The sequence below is a fragment of the Haloferax sp. Q22 genome, assembly GCF_001482285.1.
Taxonomy (GTDB): Archaea; Halobacteriota; Halobacteria; order Halobacteriales; family Haloferacaceae; genus Haloferax.
In genome coordinates, this window is the sequence record NZ_LOEP01000033.1 from 147,845 (window position 1) to 165,709 (window position 17,865).

Annotated in this window: 18 protein-coding genes; 11 read left to right on the forward strand and 7 right to left on the reverse strand. The window is 65.7% G+C overall.

Features of this window, described 5'->3' with window-relative positions:
- Positions 1–37: 37 nt before the first annotated feature.
- The 3 genes from AM590_RS16075 to AM590_RS16085 all read right to left on the reverse strand — a co-directional run bounded on the left by AM590_RS16075 (position 38) and on the right by AM590_RS16085 (position 1,854).
- Complete coding sequence (locus AM590_RS16075) at positions 38–886, reverse strand: translation initiation factor eIF-2B (protein ID WP_058828339.1); 849 nt, start codon at positions 884–886, stop codon at positions 38–40.
- Between the two features lie 91 nt (positions 887–977).
- Positions 978–1,214: a DUF5822 domain-containing protein gene (locus tag AM590_RS16080; RefSeq protein ID WP_058828390.1), complete on the reverse strand. Its 237-nt coding sequence runs from the start codon at positions 1,212–1,214 to the stop codon at positions 978–980.
- Positions 1,215–1,347: 133 nt separating this feature from the next.
- The gene (locus AM590_RS16085) at positions 1,348–1,854 is read right to left on the reverse strand and encodes a type IV pilin (protein ID WP_058828340.1); all 507 of its coding nucleotides are present in this window, start codon (positions 1,852–1,854) and stop codon (positions 1,348–1,350) included.
- Positions 1,855–1,996: 142 nt separating this feature from the next.
- Between AM590_RS16085 and panB the strand changes: the two genes are divergently transcribed.
- The gene (gene panB, locus AM590_RS16090; protein ID WP_058828341.1) at positions 1,997–2,806 is read left to right on the forward strand and encodes a 3-methyl-2-oxobutanoate hydroxymethyltransferase; all 810 of its coding nucleotides are present in this window, start codon (positions 1,997–1,999) and stop codon (positions 2,804–2,806) included.
- A gap of 45 nt (positions 2,807–2,851) precedes the next feature.
- On the opposite strand, the gene AM590_RS16095 is transcribed toward panB, so the two are convergent.
- A complete protein-coding gene (locus tag AM590_RS16095; protein ID WP_058828342.1) occupies positions 2,852–3,634 on the reverse strand; it encodes an alpha/beta fold hydrolase in 783 nt (260 codons plus the stop codon).
- A 251-nt stretch (positions 3,635–3,885) separates the two neighbouring features.
- Between AM590_RS16095 and AM590_RS16100 the strand changes: the two genes are divergently transcribed.
- Both AM590_RS16100 and AM590_RS16105 read left to right on the forward strand, forming a co-directional pair.
- Entirely contained in the window at positions 3,886–4,137 is a 252-nt protein-coding gene (locus AM590_RS16100; protein ID WP_008095074.1) for an Hsp20/alpha crystallin family protein, read from the forward strand.
- Entirely contained in the window at positions 4,138–6,402 is a 2,265-nt protein-coding gene (locus AM590_RS16105; RefSeq protein WP_058828343.1) for a CDC48 family AAA ATPase, read from the forward strand.
- Between the two features lie 311 nt (positions 6,403–6,713).
- Here the strand turns inward: AM590_RS16105 and bcp are convergent, their stop codons facing one another.
- From bcp to priS, 3 genes are read right to left on the reverse strand one after another with little or no spacing between them, the layout of a single operon-like run.
- A complete protein-coding gene (gene bcp / locus AM590_RS16110) occupies positions 6,714–7,181 on the reverse strand; it encodes a thioredoxin-dependent thiol peroxidase (RefSeq protein WP_058828344.1) in 468 nt (155 codons plus the stop codon).
- 36 nt (positions 7,182–7,217) lie between these two features.
- Positions 7,218–8,204: a hypothetical protein gene (locus AM590_RS16115; protein ID WP_058828345.1), complete on the reverse strand. Its 987-nt coding sequence runs from the start codon at positions 8,202–8,204 to the stop codon at positions 7,218–7,220.
- Positions 8,201–9,358 (reverse strand): DNA primase small subunit PriS, encoded by a 1,158-nt coding sequence (priS, locus tag AM590_RS16120; RefSeq protein WP_058828346.1) that lies wholly within the window; start codon positions 9,356–9,358, stop codon positions 8,201–8,203. The genes AM590_RS16115 and priS overlap by 4 nt, the downstream gene beginning before the upstream one ends.
- Positions 9,359–9,483: 125 nt before the next feature.
- Between priS and AM590_RS16125 the strand changes: the two genes are divergently transcribed.
- From AM590_RS16125 to AM590_RS16160, 8 genes are all read left to right on the forward strand, one after another.
- Entirely contained in the window at positions 9,484–10,461 is a 978-nt protein-coding gene (locus AM590_RS16125) for an aldo/keto reductase (RefSeq protein ID WP_082677752.1), read from the forward strand.
- A 180-nt stretch (positions 10,462–10,641) separates the two neighbouring features.
- Complete coding sequence (locus tag AM590_RS16130; protein WP_157575475.1) at positions 10,642–12,189, forward strand: substrate-binding domain-containing protein; 1,548 nt, start codon at positions 10,642–10,644, stop codon at positions 12,187–12,189.
- 126 nt (positions 12,190–12,315) lie between these two features.
- Positions 12,316–13,263, forward strand: coding sequence for a carbohydrate ABC transporter permease (locus AM590_RS16135; protein WP_008095088.1), 948 nt, complete (start codon positions 12,316–12,318; stop codon positions 13,261–13,263).
- A gap of 1 nt (position 13,264) precedes the next feature.
- Positions 13,265–14,224: a carbohydrate ABC transporter permease gene (locus AM590_RS16140; RefSeq protein ID WP_058828349.1), complete on the forward strand. Its 960-nt coding sequence runs from the start codon at positions 13,265–13,267 to the stop codon at positions 14,222–14,224.
- A gap of 2 nt (positions 14,225–14,226) precedes the next feature.
- A complete protein-coding gene (locus AM590_RS16145) occupies positions 14,227–15,414 on the forward strand; it encodes an ABC transporter ATP-binding protein (RefSeq protein WP_058828350.1) in 1,188 nt (395 codons plus the stop codon).
- Positions 15,415–15,515: 101 nt separating this feature from the next.
- Complete coding sequence (locus tag AM590_RS16150; protein WP_004042869.1) at positions 15,516–15,719, forward strand: hypothetical protein; 204 nt, start codon at positions 15,516–15,518, stop codon at positions 15,717–15,719.
- 156 nt (positions 15,720–15,875) lie between these two features.
- Entirely contained in the window at positions 15,876–16,970 is a 1,095-nt protein-coding gene (locus AM590_RS16155; RefSeq protein WP_058828351.1) for a Gfo/Idh/MocA family protein, read from the forward strand.
- 42 nt (positions 16,971–17,012) lie between these two features.
- Complete coding sequence (locus AM590_RS16160; protein ID WP_058828352.1) at positions 17,013–17,810, forward strand: hypothetical protein; 798 nt, start codon at positions 17,013–17,015, stop codon at positions 17,808–17,810.
- Positions 17,811–17,865 lie beyond the last annotated feature (55 nt).

Consider the following 17,865-nt stretch of genomic DNA (forward strand, 5'->3'; position numbering starts at 1 on the left):
CGAAAACCGAACGGACCGCGGGCGGGTCGCCGCCCGCTCAGAACTCGATGACGCCCTCGTCGGTGATGACCTCGTCGATGAGGTCGACCGGCGTGGCGTCGTAGGCGGGGTTCTCCAGTTCGATGCCCTCGACGGGTTCGAGCATGACCTCGCTGGGCGAGCGAATCTCGTTTTCGAAGCGGAAGCCGCCGTCGACGACCTTCGCGCTCGAGCCGACGACCGTGACCGGCACGCCGACCTCGTTGGCGGCGGCGACGAGCGGGAACGTCCCGATGCGGTTGTAGAGCGTCTCCTCGACGATGCAGTCCATGCCGATGATGACGCGGTCGCACTTCGGGAGGAACATCCCCGACGCGCCGTCGACCATCAGGTGCGGTTCGACCTCGTCGATGGCGGCGAGTTCGCGCGCGAACTTCCGGCCGAGGAAGCGCGGGCGGGCCTCCGTCACGTAGGCGGTGAGCTCCGCGCCGTCGGCGACGGCGAGTTCGACGGCCTCCATGACCGTCGAGGAGTAGTCGTGGGTGAGGAACGTCTGGCCGTCCTCGATGGTCGCGGCCGCCTCCTGGGCCGCGCGGCGCTTGCCCGTCTCGACGGTCTCGACCACGCGGTCGATGGTAGCGAGAGTGAGTTCCCGCGCCTCGTCGAGGTCGTCGACCTCGCCTTGGACGCTGTGAAGCACGTCCTGCAGGGCGTTGTACAACGACGCGTGCGACGGGTTCGCCCGCTTGAGCGCGCCGACGTTGCGTTCGAGGTCGCGTTCGAACTCCTCGACGGTCGCGTAGTTGCGCTCGGTCAGCTCCGCGAGCGCCCGCGTGGCCTTGACGGCGACGACCGAGGAGCTGTGCGTCTGCATCTCGCGAATCTCCTCGATGGTCTCGTCTATCATACGAGAACGTCGCCGTATCGTGTGAAAGAGTTTCCGGGAGCGAGCGCCGCCGCGGTCGCGGACGCGGACCTCGGACGGGGCTCTACTCGGCTCAGTTCTCCGCGTCGATGTCGGTGTCTAACTCCGCTTCGGGGGGCGTCCCGCCGTCGCCCGCGTTGGTCCGCTTGGCGTAGATGAACAGGGCGACGGCGGTCACGAACCAGATGACTGCGCCGACCCGAATCGCGAACTCGGCGCGCGCGCCCCACGTCTGGAGGCCAGCGTTGACGGAGAGGACCGCGACGATGGGCGACCCGACGAGAATCGTCGTGACGAAGGTCATCTGCATGACCCACCCGTAATCGACGCCGTCCGGATTCGAGCGCTCGACTGGTTGCACGTGTGGCACTATCACGGCGGCGGCTAATGCGTGCCGGTTCGCGCTCGCGACGTGCCTCCGACGGCCCGGTGCGGGTCGTCGCTCAGCAGGCGGCGCTTTTGGCGGTCGGCTCGGTCGGAACTTCGTAGTCGACGAGGACGCTCGACGACCCGTCCTCGTGTTCGATGACGACCCGGTAGCGCTGTCCCGCCTCACAGATGGGCTTCAGCGCGCTGTCGGTGCCGGCACCGTCGATGTGGGCGTACTCGCCCGCGGGACCGACCCGCTCGCCGCCGGTCCACACGTCCTCCCACGCGATTCGGTTGTTGGCGTCGTCGACGACGAACACCTGACTGCCGTCTTCGATGCTACCGAACTCGTGGGTGATGTTGATGTACGCGCCGTTCGCGCCGTTGCCCGGCCCGGACGGGTGGTAGTCCACGTCGAACGACACCTGCGGTTGGGGCTCGGAGAGCACGTCTTCGAACCCCATCACCATCACGCTGACCATCGCGGCGAGGAGGACGACGATGACGACGAGGAGCGAGACGCCGACGACCGGCGAGATGCCGCGGGCCGAACGGCGTCCGGAGGGGGACAAAGCGGGCATGCGTCGTTCGCACGGGCGCGTTCCCCGGAGTAAAGTGTTACTTCGGGGGCGGGTCGGGAAATCCGGGCGCGCCGGCCGACCCTCCGGCGGTGCTCGGGGGCTGGCTGATAAGGCTGATAACCCGGACGCGCGAACGGCACGCATGGTCACGGTACGGTCCATTCGGGCGAAGGCTGGTAGCGAGCCCATCACGATGCTCACGGCGTACGACGCGCCGACCGCGAGCGTCGTCGACGAGGCGGGTATCGACATCATCCTCGTCGGCGACAGCATGGGCAACACGGCGCTCGGCTACGACTCGACGCTCCCGGTGACCGTCGAGGACGTGGTGAGCAGAACCGCCGCGGTGGCGCGCGCGACCGACGACGCTCTCGTCGTCGCCGACATGCCGTTTCTCTCTGTCGGCGTGGACGAGGCGTCGAGCGTCGAACACTGCGGCCGGATGCTCAAGGAGGCGGACGCCGACGCGGTCAAACTGGAGTGCGGCCCCCACACCGTCGAGTTGACCGAACACCTCGTCCGACTCGGCATCCCCGTGATGGCCCATCTCGGTCTGACCCCCCAGCGCGTCAAGGAGGTTGGCTACGGCAGGCAGGGGACGGACCGCGACGACGCACAGGAGATTCTCGACCTCGCGAAGGGCCACGCCGACGCGGGCGCGTTCTCGCTCGTCCTCGAACACGTCCCGGCGAACCTCGCAAAACAGGTCACAGAGGCCATCGACATCCCGACTATCGGCATCGGCGCGGGCCCCGACTGCGACGGGCAGGTACTCGTCGTCGACGACGTGGTCGGAATGAGCGACCGCACGCCGCCCTTCGCGGCCCAGTTCGGTGACGTGAAATCGGAGATGGAGAAGGCGGTCGGCGCGTACAGGGACGCCGTCGAGGCCGGCGAGTTCCCGGCCGACGAACACAGCCACGTCGAAGACGACCTCGACGAACTGTACTGAGGGCGCTCGTCTCCGACATCCGCGCTCGCACCCGGTCTCGACGACTTACGCGACGCGTCGGTCGAGGAACGTTTTCACGGCCTCGTTGAACGCCGCCGGCCGTTCGAGCATCGCGAGATGCGCGGCGTCCTCGACGGTTCCGAGTTCGCAGTCGGGCATCGTCTCCGCGAGGTACTCGTGGTACGAAAGCGGCGTGAGGCGGTCGTACTCGCCGACGAGCGCGAGCGTCGGAACCGAAATATTCCCGAGTTCGTCGCGAACGTCGAAGGTGTGACACGACAAGAAATCGCGGCGGGTGACGGCCTGTCCGGCGTCGTACATCGCTTCCTTGGAGCCCTCGACGAGTCGCTCGTCGTCGGTGTGGAACAGTTTGTCCTCGCCGTGGAGAAAGGAGACGGCGCGGTCGAAGTCGTCGTCGAGCCAGTTCAGCAGGTCCGAGAGCACGGCGAGTTTCGCGCCCGTGCCCGCGAGAACCAGCGCGTCGAGGTCGAGGTCGCGTTCGAGCGCGAGTGTCAGGACGACCGCGCCGCCGAGCGAGTTGCCGACGAGGATGCTCGCGCCCGTCTCCTCGGCCACGGCGACCACGTCGTCGACGTAGGCCGACAGCGTCTCGTAGCCGTCGGCGGCCGTCACGTCGTCGCTGTCGCCGTGGCCGCTCAGGTCGAGCGCGGCGACCGGGTAGTCGCTCGCGAGGCGGAACTGTCCGCGCCAGACACCGTGCGCGCCGCCGCTCCCGTGAACGCAGAGGAGCGTCGGCCCCTCGCCTCCCGCGTCGCGGTATCGATAGGCTGTCTCCCGTCCGTGGTGGTCCACCGAGGCCGTCTCCATGACTCGAAACTGGTCGCCGAGAGCCAATAAACCCCCACGCCGGCACCGAGTTTCGACGGTCGGCCGCTTCGGGTCCCCGTGAGACCGACTGCCGTGGCCACTAGTTTGACGTTACCCCGACGCGAATAGCACGGTGAGGCGTGACGACTGTGAACCGCAATTCAACCGAAATGCGGCATATCGGTGTCGTCACCCGATTCATCGGAGAAAGATTTATATATTCAAAACGCTAACTTTAGGTTAGACTTACCATGAGCATGCAACAGTTCGCCGGCGGGAACGAGCGGTTCATTCGCCGGTACGAATACGAAGACTGCTGGGTCATCGCGGCCGACGTGGGCCTCTCGGAAGACGAGGTCGACGTGGACATCGTCGGGTCGACGGCCATCGTCGTGGCCGACCTCGGCGACCGCGTGACCGAGACGGAGTTCGAACTCCCCGCCGGCGGCGACGCCGACGTAGCGGTTCGAAACGGCGTGCTCACCATCACCCTCACCAAGTAAATGAAACTCATCGTCAAACCCCTCAAACAGAAGGACGCCGGTCGCGGACTCGCCGCCATCGACCGAGCCGCGGCCGCGGAACTCGACCTCGAAGGCGGAGATTTCATCCGCATCGACGGTCCGAACGACGGGACCGCCATCGCCCGCGTCTGGCCCGGGTACCCCGAAGACCAGGGAACGGGTATCATCCGCATCGACGGTCGCCTCCGCCAGCAGGCCGGCGTCGGCATCGACGAGCGCGTGGACGTGGAGAAAGCCGACGTGAAGCCCGCAAAACGCGTCACTATCGCGCTCCCGCAGAACCTCCGCATCGGCGGTAACATCGGGACGTACATCCGCGATAAGCTCTCCGGCCAGCCGGTCGCGCAGGGCCAGAGCGTCCAGCTTCCGCTCGGCTTCGGCTTCATGAGCGCGTCGAACCAGTCGGTCCCCATCAAAATCGCGTCGACGGACCCGGACGGCACCGTCGTCGTCACCGACAACACCGAGTTCCAGGTGAGCCAGAAGCCCGCAGAGCAGATTAAAGACTCCGCGCCGGGCGACGACGGCGGTCCCTCCGTCACCTACGAGGACATCGGTGGCCTCGACAAGGAGCTCGAACAGGTCCGGGAGATGATCGAACTCCCGATGCGCCACCCCGAGCTGTTCAAGCGCCTCGGCATCGAGCCGCCAAAGGGCGTGCTCCTCCACGGCCCGCCGGGGACGGGGAAGACCCTCATCGCGAAGGCCGTCGCCAACGAAATCGACGCCTCGTTCCACACCATCTCCGGCCCGGAGATCATGTCGAAGTACTACGGTGAGTCCGAAGAGCAGCTCCGCGAAATCTTCGAGGAGGCCACGGAGAACTCGCCCGCCATCGTCTTCATCGACGAGATAGACTCCATCGCGCCCAAGCGCAGCGAGGCCGGCGGTGACGTGGAACGGCGCGTCGTCGCTCAGCTGCTGTCGCTCATGGACGGGCTCGACGAGCGCGGCGAGGTCGTCGTCATCGGCGCGACCAACCGCGTGGACGCCATCGACAACGCGCTCCGCCGCGGCGGGCGCTTCGACCGCGAAATCGAAATCGGCGTGCCGGACCGCGACGGCCGCAAGGAGATCATGCAGGTCCACACGCGGAACATGCCGCTGACCGACGACGTGGACCTCGACGCCTACGCCGACAGCACCCACGGCTTCGTCGGGGCCGACCTCGAGTCGCTGGCGAAAGAGTCGGCGATGCACGCCCTGCGGCGCATCCGCCCGCAGCTCGACCTCGACGCCGAGGAGATAGATGCCGAGGTGCTCGAAGGCCTCAGAGTCACGGAAGACGACTTCAGACAGGCGCTCAAGAGCATCGAGCCCTCGGCGCTCCGCGAGGTGTTCGTCGAAGTCCCCGACGTGACGTGGGAGGACGTGGGCGGACTCGAATCCACCAAGGAACGCCTTCGCGAGACCATCCAGTGGCCCCTCGAATACCCCGAGGTGTTCCAGCAGATGGACATGGACGCCGCTAAGGGTGTTCTGATGTACGGTCCGCCGGGCACGGGGAAGACCCTGCTGGCGAAGGCCGTCGCCAACGAGGCGGAGTCGAACTTCATCTCCATCAAGGGCCCCGAACTCCTGAACAAGTTCGTCGGCGAGTCGGAAAAGGGCGTCCGCGAGGTGTTCAAGAAGGCCCGCGAGAACGCCCCGACGGTGGTGTTCTTCGACGAAATCGACTCCATCGCGACCGAGCGCGGCCGCGACTCGTCGAGTTCGGGCGTCACCGAGCGCGTCGTCTCCCAACTGCTCACCGAGCTCGACGGGCTCGAAGCGCTCGAAGACGTGGTCGTCATCGCGACGACCAACCGGCCGGACCTCATCGACTCGGCGCTCCTGCGCCCCGGCCGCCTCGACCGCCACGTCCACGTGCCCGTGCCTGACGAGGACGCCCGCCGCGCCATCCTCGACGTGCACACCCGCGAAAAGCCGCTCGCGGATGATGTCGACCTCGATAAAATCGCGTCGAAGACCGACGGCTACGTCGGTGCCGACCTCGAAGCGCTCGCCCGCGAGGCGTCGATGAACGCCTCCCGCGAGTTCATCCGGAGCGTCGAAAAGGAGGACATCGGCGAGAGCGTCGGGAACGTTCGCGTGACGATGGAACACTTCGAGAACGCCCTCGACGAAATCGGCGCGAGCGTCACCGACGACGTGCGCCGCCGCTACGAGGAGATCGAAGAGCGCTTCCAGAAGAGCGAGGTCGAACGCGACCGCGAGACCGAAGTCGGTCGCACCTTCCAGTAAGCGCCTCGTAACGCCCCTTCAGACGTATTTTTCGAACGCGTCCCAGCCACCGAGCGACGGCGACTGTTCGCCCACCATCCGCCCGACTCAGAGACGCGACCGTCACGTTCATATCACTCCCATCTGCTACGTAGTGGTACGCAGTTCTCGGGATACGGAATAATCAATGAGTTCTACGTTTATTTCACCGGAAATGCGGTGTGTCTCCCGTCGTTTGTAAAGAATGTACTCGGTCAGTAGTTGTCGGTTCGGCGCGGGACGGAGACCGGGCGGCCCGGCGGAGCGGTCGCCCGGTCGAGGTGGAGTTTCCTTCAGCCGTCGAGGTCGTCGAGGTCGGCGAGGATTTCGTCGGCGTGACCGTCGGGCGAGACGCCCTCGTAGACCCGTTCGATGGTCCCGTCGGGGCCGACGAGATACGAGTTGCGGAAGACGCCGTCGAACGTCTTGCCGAACATGTTCTTCTCGCCGTAGGAGCCGTACGCCGACGAGACGCTGCCGTCTTCGTCCGACAGAAGTGTGAACGGGAGGTCGTACTTCTCGGCGAACGAGTCGAGGTCCGAGACGGGGTCGTCGCTGATGCCGAGAACCGCTGCGTCGCGGTCTTCGAACTCGTCCCACGAGTCGCGGAAGCCGCAGGCCTCGGTGGTACACCCCGGCGTGTCGGCGCGCGGGTAGAAGTAGACCACGACGTGTTCGCCGCGGAAGTCGGACAGCGAGACGAGATCGCCGCGCTGGTCGGGGAGTTCGAAGTCGGGGGCGTCGTCACCAATTTCGAGCATAGCCACCAGTTCTGGCGGCGGGCAGAAGGATCTTTCTCAGTCGAGTTTCTCGGCCGCGCCGCGTTCGACCAGCGGGTCGGCGTTGGCCGCCGGGAGCGTCACCACGTCCTCGGTGGCGAGGTCGTACTCGCGCTCGTCGACGCCGAGGATGGTCCCCACGTCGGCGGTGATGCGCACCGTCTCGCGCTCGTCGCCGAGGCCGGAAAGCGGGTCGTCGTCGGACGGTTCAACCGTGTCGGTATCGCCCGCTGACGGAGCCGCGGTCTCTGGGTCTGGTTCGTCCGGTGGAACCGCGGGACCGGAGTCTGAGGGGCCGGAATCAGTCGACACCGCGGCCGCCTCGGTGGCTGGTCGGTCTGTCCCCGTCTGGGTCCTCGACTCCGCGTCCGAGGCGTCATCGCCGGTTCCGCCACCCATCGCGTCCGCGAGCACGCCGCCCGCGGCCGAGTCGTCGGTTCCGGTGCCGGTCGGTGCGGTCTCCGGGTCGGGTTCGTCCGGCGGAATCGCGGGTCCGGAATCGTCAACTGCGTCCGGGGGCGACGTCGCGGGCGTCGATTCGACACCGGGAGCGCCGGCGTCCGGTTCCGCGGTCGTCACGTCGGTCGCGGCAACGGCGTCCCGCGGGGAGTCTGCGGCCGACACGTCTTCGAGCGCGGAGAGCACCGTGCCGCGGTTCTCCTCGATGCGGGCGACGAGGTCGTCGAACAGCCGCTTTTCCTCGTGGGTCAATCCGTCCGTCTCGGAGGACATCCCCGCGGCCGCGAAGCTCGCGGCCTTGACGACCTTGCCGACGCGGCGCTCGTAGATGGAGGTGACGACCTCCTCAGCGGTCTCGATTTCGTCCGTGAGTCGCCGAATCTCAGGCGAGTAGTGGGTGCCGAGCTGTTCGGCCTTCTCCTCGCGTTTCGCCTTCTGCTCGGCGATGAACTCCGCGACGTCCTCGTAGAACGACTCGCGGAGGTGCTGTAAGCTGTCTTTCTGTCGCTCCGTCCGAAGCACGCTCCTGAGGTCGTCTACGTTCATTCTGTCACCTTCTCGGCTCGACCGCGAGTCATGAGAAACACGCCGAGGCTCTCGTCTACTGACTGCACGCCGGAGTCGAGTGTAAAGCTATCGCCGTCGAACTCGACTTCGCCGGGGTCGGTCACTTTCACGGCGATGTCGCGGCCGCGGAAGCGGTCCGGGACCGCGTCGGACAGGGGGTCGAAGTCGTCGATTTCGTCGCGGTCGAGTGGTTCGACGACGAGCCCCGACCCGCCGTGGAGGCTCTTTGGGAGCCGAATCAGTCGCTTCGTGTCGGTCGTCACCGGTTCGTCTATCGGCGAGGTTTCGTCCTCGACGGTCTCGTGGGCGAGCGCCTCCACCAGCGTTCGGACGCCGGGGCCGCCGGCCTCGACGTTGCCCTCGCGGACTGCATCGGGGTTGTTGCGGAACGCGCCGAGAATCGTCTTCGCGCGCCCGTCGCCGATGCCGTCGAGTTCCTTCAGCCGCGAGAGCGCGGCGTCTTCTTCCATCTCCAACAGCGCGTCCACGAATTCGAGGAGTCGCTGGTGCGTCCGTCGGCCCCATCCGCCTTCGGCCCGGAGGACCCGCTGGGTCGTCGTCCCGTGCTGTCGCGTCTCGATGAGCGCGTCGAAGTCGAGGTCGATGGCGCGGATGTAGTCGACCACCTCGCGGCGGGCCTCGCTGTCGAGGCCGCGGATCGACTCGTCGCGCACGTGGACGTGGTAGCCGCGGCCGCCGGAGAACACCGCCTGCATCTCCTCGAAGTCGAAGTCGTCTTCGAGGAGGTCGAGGAGGTCGAGGAGCGCCTCTTTTCCGGCGTCGAGCATGTCGGCGTAGCCCGTCGTTTCAGGGTCGATACCGGGGAGGTGGTCCGCGTCGATGTCGAAGACGAGGTCCGCCTCGCGCCAGCCCTTGTCGTCCATCGAGGCCGCGCCGGGGTCCGAAAACCGGGCCGACGAGAAGTAGACGTGCCGGGGCGCGCTCCGGGCGAGGTAGTCCGAGAGGTCGCCGAGGTCGAGAAGCGACTGGTGGCGGTGCATCCGCGTGCCGCCGGCCGACCACGGGATGACGCCCCACTCACGTTCGCCCGGGGCGGGCGGGAGCGGAACGTCGGTGCTCCGGTAGTAATCGCCGAAGCGACCTTCGAGGTACTCGCGAGTGCGCCCGTCCATACACCTCGGGTTCCGGAGGCGTGGGTAAAGCGATTACGTCTCCGCGCGTCCGTGGTCGTTTCTCTCACCACCGTGGTGTGCGTATGCTTATCATTATCGTTTGTGTATGCACCCGTGTGACCGACATGGAGTACACCTACCTCGGCGACACCGGCCTCGAAGTCTCGCGGCTCTGTCTGGGCTGTATGAACTTCGGCTCCAGCGCGGAGTGGATGATGAACGACAGGCAGGCGAGCCTCGACCTCCTCGACAGCGCGCTCGACGCCGGCATCAACTTCCTCGACACGGCGAACGCCTACTCCCGCGGGGAGTCGGAAGAAATCGTCGGCGAGGCCATCGCCGAGCGCGACCGGGAAGAACTCGCCATCGCGACGAAGGTCTACTTCCCGATGGGCGACGGGCCGAACAAGTCCGGGCTCTCGCGCAAGCACATCATCGACCAGGCGCACGCGAGCCTCGACCGCCTCGGCACGGACTACATCGACCTCTATCAGATTCACCGCTGGGACGAGGGCGTCCCCATCGAGGAGACGCTTTCGGCGCTCGACTACCTCGTCGAGGAGGGCCTCGTCCGCTACGTCGGCGCGTCCACGATGACCTCGTACCAGTTCACGCGGGCGCTGTACACCGCCGACGTGGAGAACCTCGAACGCTTCGCTTGCATGCAACCGGAGTACAACGCGGTCGACCGCCACGAGGAGGCGAATCTGCTTCCGGTCTGTGAGGGCGAGGGTATTGGCGTCATCCCGTGGTCGCCGCTCGCGGGCGGCTTCCTCACGGGCAAGTACGAACGCGACGCCGAGGTGCCCGCTGACACGCGCGCGGACTCGGACGAGTACACGTCGAACCGGTTCACCGACGAGAACTGGGCCGTCCTCGACGCGATTCGGTCGCTCGCCGAGGAGAAAGACGCCACCCCCGCGCAGGTGTCGCTCGCGTGGCTCCTCCACAAGCCCGTCGTCGACGCGCCCATCATCGGCCCGCGCCGACTCGACCACCTCGAAGAGAACGTCGGCGCGCTCGACGTGGACCTGAGCGACGACGACGTCGAACGAATCGAGGCTCCGAAGACGCCGAGGTGGCCCGCACCGGGTAAAGACTAAACGTCGGCGAGTCCAAACTACACAAACAATAGTTATAATTCATCGGAGCCACCGTAGTTACAGATTCTCGACTGATTGAATTTCGGACTGCCGGGAATATTGACAAGTAATTTACTACAACACCAATAGTGGCCAGCACCAAAACTATAAATAATCACTAATTGTAGAATACAGACTGTAATGGTTGATGCTGACTCACGCAAGGGCAAGCGTACTGGCGTCTCTCGACGCAGTTTTGTGAAAGCGGCCGGCGCATCGGGTGTCGCCGTCGGACTGGCCGGGTGCATTAGTACAGGCGGCGGTGACGACAACGGCGGTAACGGCGGGACGGACACCGACACCGACACGCCGATTAACACCGAAGAATCGACCGAGGAGATCACGCTGCAGTGGGCCGCAGACACCCGCGTCGCGGAGGCCGAAGAGGAAGTCGTGCAGGCGCTTCGGGACGCAGGCCTCCCGGAGAACATCGACATCGACATCCTCGCCGGGTCGCAGGTGACGGACAACCGGCAGGCGCAGTACCAGCAGTGGCTCTCCGGCGGTCGCTCGGAGCCGACGCTGCTCATGATGGACAGCGGGTGGACGATTCCGTTCATCGCGCGTAACCAACTGCAGAACCTCTCGCAGTCGCTCCCGGAGGAGCTGACCTCCACCATCGAAGAGGAGTACTTCGAGGCCAGCGTCTCGACGGCGAAGGGGTCGAACGGCGACCTCTACGGCCAGCCGCTGTTCCCCGACTTCCCGACGGTCCAGTACCGAAAGGACCTGCTCCGGAACGCGGGCTACACCGACGAGGACTTCTCGACGTGGGCGACCGAGTCGATGTCGTGGGAGGACTTCTCGCGCGTCACGAAGGAGGCGCTCGACGCCAACCCCGACATCGAGAACGGCTTCACGTTCCAGGCGAACGTCTACGAGGGCCTGTCGTGCTGTGACTTCAACGAGTTCATGACCTCGTACGGCGGCGCGTACTTCGGCGGCCGCGAGAACCTGTTCGGCCCCATCGGCGACCGCCCCATCACGGTCGAAGAGGAGCCGGTCATCAACGCGATTCGGATGGTCCGGACGCTCATCCACGGCGAGGACGACGAGTACGCCCTCGACGGTATCACGGGCGGCATCTCGCCCGAGGCGGTCCTCCAGTGGACCGAGGACCCGTCCCGACAGCCCTTCACGACGGGCAACGCGGTCATGCACCGCAACTGGCCGTACTCCATCGTCATCAACGGCGCGGAGCCGTCGGAAGAAAACGATCAGACCGGCTTCGGCGAGGATCTCGGCGTCATGCCGATTCCGTACGGCGTCACCGCCGACGAGGCCAAGTACGAGGGTACCGGCGGCCCCGTCGCCGCCCTCGGTGGCTGGCACATGACGATGAACCCCAACTCCTCGGACGCACAGAAGCAGGCCGCAGTGCAGGTGCTTCGGACGATGCAAACCGAGCAGTTCCAGCTCGACATGTTCCGTATCATCGGCTGGATTCCGCCGCGCCCGTCGCTGCTCGAATCCGACCAGGCCGCCGAGGTGCCAATCATCGGCCGCTACCTCGACGCTCTGAAGGTCGCCGGCGAGAACGCAATTCCGCGCCCGGTCACCGTCGTCTGGCCGCAGCAGTCCGGCCGCATCTCCCAAGAGGTCAACGCCGCGTTCGCCCAGGAGAAATCCCCCGAACAGGCGATGTCCGACCTCGCATCACAGCTCGAACAGATCGAGCAGAACGCGTAGAGCAACGTCTTTACCGAGACGTAACCAATACACACGTTATCATTTGACATGGCTACCGAACAACAATCAGGGGAGACATTTTCCGACACCCAGCGGAGCGGCCCGTACGCGTCGGCCGTCAATTGGATGGAGTCGCTTTCCGAGACGCAGTTCGCGTACCTGCTCCTGACGCCCGCGCTCGTCCTCTTAGGGGTAATCGCCGTCTACCCGCTGGTCTCGACGTTCAGCATGTCGCTGTTCGCCGACCGGCTGACGGGGACCGCGCGACTCGGCGAGTTCGTCGGACTGCAGAACTACGTGGACCTGTTCACCGGCGCGCGCAACTACGCGCTCCCGTCGCAGTTCCTCCCGACGTTCTCCTCGGAGTTCCCCTTCGTCACGAACATCTACTCCAGCGCGCTCGCGGTGACGCTCATCTTCACCGTGTTCAGCGTGCTGTTCGAAACGCTCATCGGCTTCGGTCAGGCGCTCATCCTCGACCAGGACTTCCGCGGTCGGCGGTGGGTCCGCGTCGCCATCATCATCCCGTGGGCCGTGCCCATCGTCATCCAGGGGATGATCTGGTACCTGATGTTCCAGCCGAACATCGGCTTTCTCGTCGGGACGAGCGAGAACCCGGCGCTGTTGAACCAACTCGGGCTCATCGGCACGACGCCGCTTCGGAACACCGCGGACGCGTTGTTCCTCATCATCGTGGCCGACGTGTGGAAGACCTCGGCGTTCATGGCGCTTCTCATCCTCGCGGGGATGCAGAGCATCGACCGGTCGCTGTACGACGTGGCGAAGGTCGCCGGCGCGTCGCGCTGGCAGCAGTTCAAGCTCATCACCTTCCCGCTCATCCTGCCGACGGTGCTCGTAGCGATGCTGTTCCGCACCATCGACGCGATGCGCGTCTACGGCATCATCCAGACCATGGCCGGCTGTCAGACGGTCCCGTCGCTGTCGTGTCTCGTCGTCACGACGTTCAACACGCCGCTGTACGGGACCTCGGCGACCGTGGCGTTCGTCACCGCGGGCATCATCGCCGTCGTGGTCTCGGTGTACATCGTGAACTTCGCCAGCGAGGGTCTCTGATATGTCCAACGAAACTCAGGGAGCCGGTATCGGCTCCGCCGACGCCGACATGAAGCGCGGGCCGCTCGGCCGCTGGGTCGACTCGGCCATCAAGAACCCCGACAAGGTCTACCGCGCGATGTTCTACGTCGCGATGCTGTTCTTCCTCGTCACGACGCTGTTCCCGTTCTACTGGCTGCTCGTGCTGGCGCTCACGCCGAACAACCTCATCGCCAACATGGGGCTCGTTCCGAAGGGCTTCAACCCCGAGGTGTTCATCGCGATGTTCGACCGTGTGCCGTTCCACCTGTACATGTTCAACAGCTTCGTGCTGGGCATCACGACCACCGTGCTCGTGTTGCTCATCGCCAGCCTCGCGGGGTACGTCTTCGGCCGCCTCCGGTTCCCCGGAAAGGGCGTGCTGATGCTCGGCATCCTCGCAATCAGCTACTTCCCGCCGGCGGCGTTCCTCATCCCGCTCTTCGAGCTGTTCACCGGGAACACGGCGATTAGCATCGGGATGGTGACGATATCGACGCCGGACCTGTTCAACACGCCCGCACCGATGGTGTTCCCGTTCAGCGCGCTGTTCCTGCCGCTGTCGATATTCATCCTCACGACCTTCTACGGGCAGATTCCCGACGGGTTGGAGGACGCGGCGCGGGTGGAGGGGACGACCCGACTGGGCGCGCTGTTCCGCGTCATCGTGCCGCTTTCGGCACCCGGCGTGGCGACCGCGGGCGTCCTCACGTTCATCAGCGTCTACAACGAGTTCTTCTTCTCGTTCCTGATGAACAACGGCGAGGCCGACTCGTGGGCGCCTATCGTCGCGGGTATCCTGAAGTATCAGGGGCAGTTCGACACCCCGTACAACCTGATGGCCGCCGCCTCCATCGTGGGAGTCTTACCCGTGGCCATCCTTGTCATCATCGCACAGGAACGCATCGTGAGTGGACTGACTGCAGGAGCGCTGAAGGAGTAACCATGGGAGACGTAACACTCGAACACGTAAGCAAGCACTACGACGACGTAACGGCGGTCGACGACATGAACCTCGACATCGAGGACGGCGAATTTATCTGCCTCGTCGGTCCGTCGGGGTGCGGTAAGTCGACGACCATGGAGATGATTGCGGGTCTCACCATCCCCTCGGAGGGGAAGGTGTTCATCGGGGACCGGGAGGTGACGAACCTCCCGCCGAAGGACCGCGGGGTGGCGATGGTGTTCCAGAACATCGCGCTGTTCCCCCACATGGACGTCTACGACAACATCTCCTTCGGGCTCCGCCTCCGCAACTACGACAAGGAGGAAATCGAGCGCCGCGTCGAGCGCGCCGCCGAAATCGTCCAGTTGCAGGGCATGCTCGAACGCATGCCCGACGAGATGTCCGGCGGGCAGCGACAGCGCGTCGCCATCGCCCGCGCCATCGTCCGCAACCCCGATGTCTTCCTGATGGACGAGCCGCTCGCGAACCTCGACGCGAAGCTCCGCGTCCACATGCGGACCGAACTCCAGCGCCTGCACAAGGAACTGGACACGACCATCATCTACGTCACCCACGACCAGGCGGAGGCGATGACGATGTCCGACCGCATCGCGGTCATCGACTCCGGCCAGCTCCAGCAGATCGACCCGCCGCTCGTCTGTTACAACGAGCCGGCGAACCTGTTCGTCGCAGGCTTCATCGGCTCGCCCTCGATGAATTTCCTCGACGGCGAGGTCACAGAAGACGGGTTCGTCTCGACCAACATCGACGTGGAGTTCGACCCCGCGAACCTCGGCATCGAGGCGGGGACTGACGTCACGATGGGTATCCGCCCCGAGGACGTGTACCTCGTCGGCGACGAGGCGCTCGTCTCGAACCCCAGCCACCGCATCGAGGCCGTGACCGACGTGCTCGAACCGATGGGCGACGAGATATTCGTCTACCTAAAGCTCTCGGAGTCGGCCGAGACGGACCTCGAAGACACCAGCGGCGTCGCCAACGACCAACTGCTGATGAGCGTCGCCCCCGACACCGACATCGAGGAGGACGAGGACGTGACGGTCGTCCTCGACCGCTCGCGCGTCCACCTCTTCGACACGGCGACGGGCGAGGCAATCAGCCACGGCATCGAGACGCCCGTCCAGACGAGCGGCGCGCCCGGCACGGAAGCCGAAAGCGACGACTGACGCGCCCGTAACACGGCCCGCGTCGGTTCGTCCTCGCTCGCACGTTCGCGACTCGCACAGCCCGCACAACGCTTATCGGAGCCACACCACATCACACATCCATGGTCAACGAACTCGGTCTGTTCTACCTCGGCGGGATGACGGTCCTGTTTTTCTTCTGGGCCTACGGCATCGTCTCGTTCCTGCTCGACCTGAAGAACAAGTTCATCCCGAAGGGCAAGCAGTACCTCCGCGGGCGACGCCGGCTGAAGGAGGAAAAGCGCCGCGAGGAAGAGCGCAAAGAGCGCGAAGAACAGCTCTACTGATGCCCAGTCTCGACCCGTGCCAGTCGCCTCGTCCCGGCTCGTTGTTCGTCCCTCCCCGCGTCTCGAACGCCGCCTGAACGGGCGCTCGCGGTCGATTCTGGCAATTCAGGCCAAAGAACGTGAAACTTAACACCACCTGTAGTTAATCATCGAATCATGAGTACGGAATCATCGGTCCGAGTCGGTATCGTCGGACTCGGAAACATCGGACACCACCACGCAGACCGCCTCGTCGACCTCGGCGCGACTCTCGTCGGCGGCCTCGACATCCAGGCGGACGCCCGTCGTCGCTTCGCCGAGAAGTATGACGTGAACACCTACGAAGAGAAGTCGGAACTGTTCGCGGAGGTCGACGCGGTCATCATCACCACCCCGAACCGCTTCCACGAGGAATACGCGGTCGCCGCGCTCGACGCGGGCCTCGACGTGCTGCTCGAAAAGCCGCTCGCGCACTCGCTCGAATCGGCCGAGCGAATCGCCGAGGCGGCCGAGGAGGCCGACGGCTTCTGCATGGTCGGCTTCAACAACCGCTTTGCCAACCCCGTCGAGGTCGTCCGCCACCACTACGAGGAGGGCCGCTTCGGCGACGTCACCCACGTCGAGGCAAACTACGTCCGCCGCCGCGGCATTCCCGGCCGCGGGTCGTGGTTCACCTCGAAGAAGGTCGCGGGCGGCGGGTCGCTCATCGACATCGGCGTCCACGCAATCGACCTCGCGCTCTACTTCCTCGACTTCCCTGAGGTCGTCGAGGTCTCCGGCGTCACCCGTTCGGAGTTCGGCGACCGCGACGACTACACCTTCGTCGAGATGTGGGGCGAGGACGTGGGCCCGGAGGCCTTCGACGTGGACGACTCCGCGAGCGCGTTCATCCGCACTGAGGAGGGAACGACCATCTCCCTCGAAGTCGCGTGGGCGACGAACCGCCCGACCAACGACGAGTTCTTCCTCCGCGGCACGGAGGGCGGCGTGCGCTTCGACCGCGCGAGCCACGACCTCCAGTTCTACGAGGACGGCGTCGGCGGCGGCAACCACCTCTCGACCGCGGACGTTGAGACGCAGGACAACGACACCCACAAGACCGAACAGGAGGCGTTCCTCGCGGCCGTCGCCGAGGGCGAACACCCCGGTCGCAACACGGTCGAACAGGGCCTCGCCGTCCAGCGCGTCATCGACGCTATCTACCGCTCGTCGGAGACGGGGAAGGCGATCCGCCTCGACGCGGTCGAGACCGAGACGCCCCCGGCGAACTGACCACCGCGAACGCGAACACCCCACAGTCCCACTTTTCACACCATGTCCGTCATCGACTCACTCAAGCGCCCGGAGCACACCGGCGAGAACCGCTGTCTGCCGTGTACCGCCGTCAACATCGCGCTGGTCGTCCTCGTCGGCCTCGCGGTTAGCGTGCTCTCGCCGCTGGTCGGCTTCGTCGTCCTCGTCGGCGGCGCGCTCGCCGTGTACCTGCGGGGCTACGTCGTCCCCGGGACCCCCTCGTTCGCGCCGCGGCTCGTCTCTGCGCTCGGCCTCGCCGAGTACTTCGAACACGGCGACGACGGCGGCCCCGACCGCCGGTCGGAGTCGCTCGACGCCAACGTCGACCCCGACGTGATGCTCTCGACGCTCCTGAACGCCGGGGTTCTCGTCGAGGAGGAAGACGGCCTGTTTCTCGCCGACGACGCCCGCGAGGAGTGGGAGTCGACGATGGCGACGCTCCGAAAGACCACCGACGAGGAACTGGCCGAGGCGGTCGCCAACGCAGTCCCGTTCGATGCGACGGTCGACGCCGAGTTCGATGGCATCTCGCTGGACGGTCCCTCGATGTCCGTGTGGATTTCGCGGCCGCAGGCCATCGCGGACGTGGCGACGCTCTACACGGTCGTCGAGCGCGGGGTCGACCCGATGGTCGCGCTCGCGGCCACGGAGCCGATGCGGATGTTCACCGAGGTCTGTCCGGACTGCGGCGGCCCGGTCGAGGAGACGACGACGCGCAACTGCTGCGGCGGCACCGCGGGGCTGTACGACTCGCCGGAACACGAGGTGCTCGGCTGTGCGGACTGCGGCGCGGTCGTCTACGAGTTCCCCGACGAGTAGCCGCTGCTGGCGGGGACTGACCGAGCCGAAAAGACACGAGCGGAAACTGACGACG

What these genes read in the sequence shown, in the direction of transcription:
- AM590_RS16075 (WP_058828339.1), bottom strand. Translation starts at nt 886, where the DNA reads ATGATAGACGAGACCATCGAGGAGATTCGCGAGATGCAGACGCACAGC.
- AM590_RS16080 (WP_058828390.1), bottom strand. Translation starts at nt 1,214, where the DNA reads ATGCAGATGACCTTCGTCACGACGATTCTCGTCGGGTCGCCCATCGTC.
- AM590_RS16085 (WP_058828340.1), bottom strand. Translation starts at nt 1,854, where the DNA reads ATGCCCGCTTTGTCCCCCTCCGGACGCCGTTCGGCCCGCGGCATCTCG.
- panB (WP_058828341.1), top strand. Translation starts at nt 1,997, where the DNA reads ATGGTCACGGTACGGTCCATTCGGGCGAAGGCTGGTAGCGAGCCCATC.
- AM590_RS16095 (WP_058828342.1), bottom strand. Translation starts at nt 3,634, where the DNA reads ATGGAGACGGCCTCGGTGGACCACCACGGACGGGAGACAGCCTATCGA.
- AM590_RS16100 (WP_008095074.1), top strand. Translation starts at nt 3,886, where the DNA reads ATGAGCATGCAACAGTTCGCCGGCGGGAACGAGCGGTTCATTCGCCGG.
- AM590_RS16105 (WP_058828343.1), top strand. Translation starts at nt 4,138, where the DNA reads ATGAAACTCATCGTCAAACCCCTCAAACAGAAGGACGCCGGTCGCGGA.
- bcp (WP_058828344.1), bottom strand. Translation starts at nt 7,181, where the DNA reads ATGCTCGAAATTGGTGACGACGCCCCCGACTTCGAACTCCCCGACCAG.
- AM590_RS16115 (WP_058828345.1), bottom strand. Translation starts at nt 8,204, where the DNA reads ATGAACGTAGACGACCTCAGGAGCGTGCTTCGGACGGAGCGACAGAAA.
- priS (WP_058828346.1), bottom strand. Translation starts at nt 9,358, where the DNA reads ATGGACGGGCGCACTCGCGAGTACCTCGAAGGTCGCTTCGGCGATTAC.
- AM590_RS16125 (WP_082677752.1), top strand. Translation starts at nt 9,484, where the DNA reads ATGGAGTACACCTACCTCGGCGACACCGGCCTCGAAGTCTCGCGGCTC.
- AM590_RS16130 (WP_157575475.1), top strand. Translation starts at nt 10,642, where the DNA reads ATGGTTGATGCTGACTCACGCAAGGGCAAGCGTACTGGCGTCTCTCGA.
- AM590_RS16135 (WP_008095088.1), top strand. Translation starts at nt 12,316, where the DNA reads ATGGAGTCGCTTTCCGAGACGCAGTTCGCGTACCTGCTCCTGACGCCC.
- AM590_RS16140 (WP_058828349.1), top strand. Translation starts at nt 13,265, where the DNA reads ATGTCCAACGAAACTCAGGGAGCCGGTATCGGCTCCGCCGACGCCGAC.
- AM590_RS16145 (WP_058828350.1), top strand. Translation starts at nt 14,227, where the DNA reads ATGGGAGACGTAACACTCGAACACGTAAGCAAGCACTACGACGACGTA.
- AM590_RS16150 (WP_004042869.1), top strand. Translation starts at nt 15,516, where the DNA reads ATGGTCAACGAACTCGGTCTGTTCTACCTCGGCGGGATGACGGTCCTG.
- AM590_RS16155 (WP_058828351.1), top strand. Translation starts at nt 15,876, where the DNA reads ATGAGTACGGAATCATCGGTCCGAGTCGGTATCGTCGGACTCGGAAAC.
- AM590_RS16160 (WP_058828352.1), top strand. Translation starts at nt 17,013, where the DNA reads ATGTCCGTCATCGACTCACTCAAGCGCCCGGAGCACACCGGCGAGAAC.